Source organism: Paraburkholderia sp. J63 (assembly GCF_905220245.1).
Lineage (GTDB): Bacteria > Pseudomonadota > Gammaproteobacteria > Burkholderiales > Burkholderiaceae > Paraburkholderia.
In genome coordinates, this window is the sequence record NZ_CAJMZF010000113.1 from 1 (window position 1) to 1,993 (window position 1,993).

At 69.4% G+C, this 1,993-nt stretch carries 1 protein-coding gene; it reads right to left on the reverse strand.

The annotated features are described in order from the left end of the window. On the reverse strand, positions 1 to 1,993 hold a 1,993-nt coding region (locus U5775_RS38685; protein WP_322063397.1), incomplete at both ends, for an amino acid adenylation domain-containing protein.

A 1,993-nucleotide genomic window follows, 5' to 3' on the forward strand; every position in this document is an offset into this window, starting at 1 on the left:
AGCCTGAGCAAACTCCTGGGTGAGCAGATCGAGCGACCAGGCGTCGGAGACGATGTGATGCATCGCGAAGTGGAGCACGTGCGAATCGGGCGCGAGGCGCACGAGCGTCACGCGCAGCAGCGCGTCGCACGTGAGGTCGAACGGGCGCAGCGAGAGGTCGCGCAGCAGCGGTTTGATATTTGCTTCGGCATCCGGATCAAGCTCGCATTGCTGCCAGTCGTAGCGCGTCTCGCCCACGATCTGCCAGGCCACGCCGTCGTGTTCCTCGAAGCGGGTGCGCAGCACCTCGTGCCGCGCGACCACGCAGTCGATCGCCGCACGCAGCGCGCCGATATCGAGCGCGCCGTCCAGACGCGTCGCGCCGACCGTGTTGTATGCCGCGCTGGCGCTGTCGAGCTTCCACAGGAACCACAGACGCTCTTGCGCATGGGAAAGCGGTATGCGCGCCATGCCACGCGAATGCGCTGGAATGGGCGCACGCGCGAGCGCATCGGCATCGGCATCGGCGCCGGGCAACGCGGGCGCGAGGCGCGCGATGGTCGGATGCGAGAACAGCAACGCGAGCGGCGCGGCGATGCCGAGGCGCTGCTTCAGACGCGACGCGACCTGCATCACCATCAGCGAATGGCCGCCCAGCTCGAAGAAATTGTCGTGACGGCCGATGCGGTCGAGGTCGAGCACCTGCGCCCAGATGCCTGCCAGCGCGATTTCGCGCGCGCCTTGCGGCGCCTCGATCTCGCGCGCCTCGTCGGCGGCGGCTTCGGGCAGCGCGCGCCGGTCCACCTTGCCGTTCGGATTGAGCGGCAGCGCATCGAGCACGACGATCGCCGCGGGCACCATGTATTCCGGCAACGCGGCTGCGAGCGCGGCGCGCAAGGCCTGCGCATCGAGCATGCGGCCGGGCTGCGCCGACACATAGGCGACGATGCGCGCGCCGCCGGGCCGCGCTTCGGCGATGGCGATGGCCTCGCGCACGTCGGGCTGCGCGAGCAACTGGGCGTCGATCTCGCCCAGTTCGACGCGAAAGCCGCGCACTTTCACCTGATGATCGATGCGGCCCATGTATTCGAGCTCGCCTTGCGCGTTCCAGCGCGCGAGGTCGCCGGTGCGGTACAGGCGGCCGCCGTTGGCGTCGAAGGGGTCGGGCACGAAGCGATCGGCGGTGAGGCCCGGACGATTCAGGTAGCCGCGCGCGAGCAGTTCGCCGCCGATGCAAAGCTCGCCAATCGCGCCGCGCGACACGGGGCTCAGCGACGCATCGAGCAAGTGGATCCGGCGGCCGCCGAGCGGCTGGCCGATCGGCACCGTCGCGAGGCGGCCGTCCGCGTCCGCCGTGGTGCGGCACGCGTAGGCGGTGGCCGTGACGGCGGCTTCGGTCGGGCCGTAGGTGTTCGCGAGCGCGATCGACGACGTCGGCAGACGCTGCCACAGATGCAGCGTCTGCGCGGACATCGCTTCGCCGCCCGCATGGATGCGCCGCAGGCCGCCGAGGTCGGGCAGGCTGCCGTTCTCGAGATCCTGGACGAGCAATTGCCAGTAGGCGGTCGTGACGTCGGCGACCGTGACGCCGTGGCGGACGATCTGCTCGCGGAACGTCGCGCTGTCCCACAGCGCCGGGCCGCGCAGCACGACGCGCGCGCCGGTCGTCAGCGCCGGGAAAAGCTGCTCGACGAAGCCGTCGAAGTTGAGCGTCGAGAATTGCAGCACGCGGTCGCCGGGTTCGAGGCCGAACATGTCGACCGCGACCTCGACGTGGCGCGTGAATGCGCGATGTGGCAAGCCGACGCCTTTGGGGCGGCCGGTCGAGCCGGAGGTGTAGATCACGTAGGCGAGCGTGTCGTCGTGGATCGTTGCTGCCGGTGCGGTGGAGGGTTCGGTTGATACGTCCAGGGTGTCCAGATCGACCACTTGTAGTTGTGCCGGCACCGGTAGCTGGTCGTGCAACGCCGTCTGCGTGAGCAGCAGCGCGATGCCGCTGTCCTCCATCATGTAC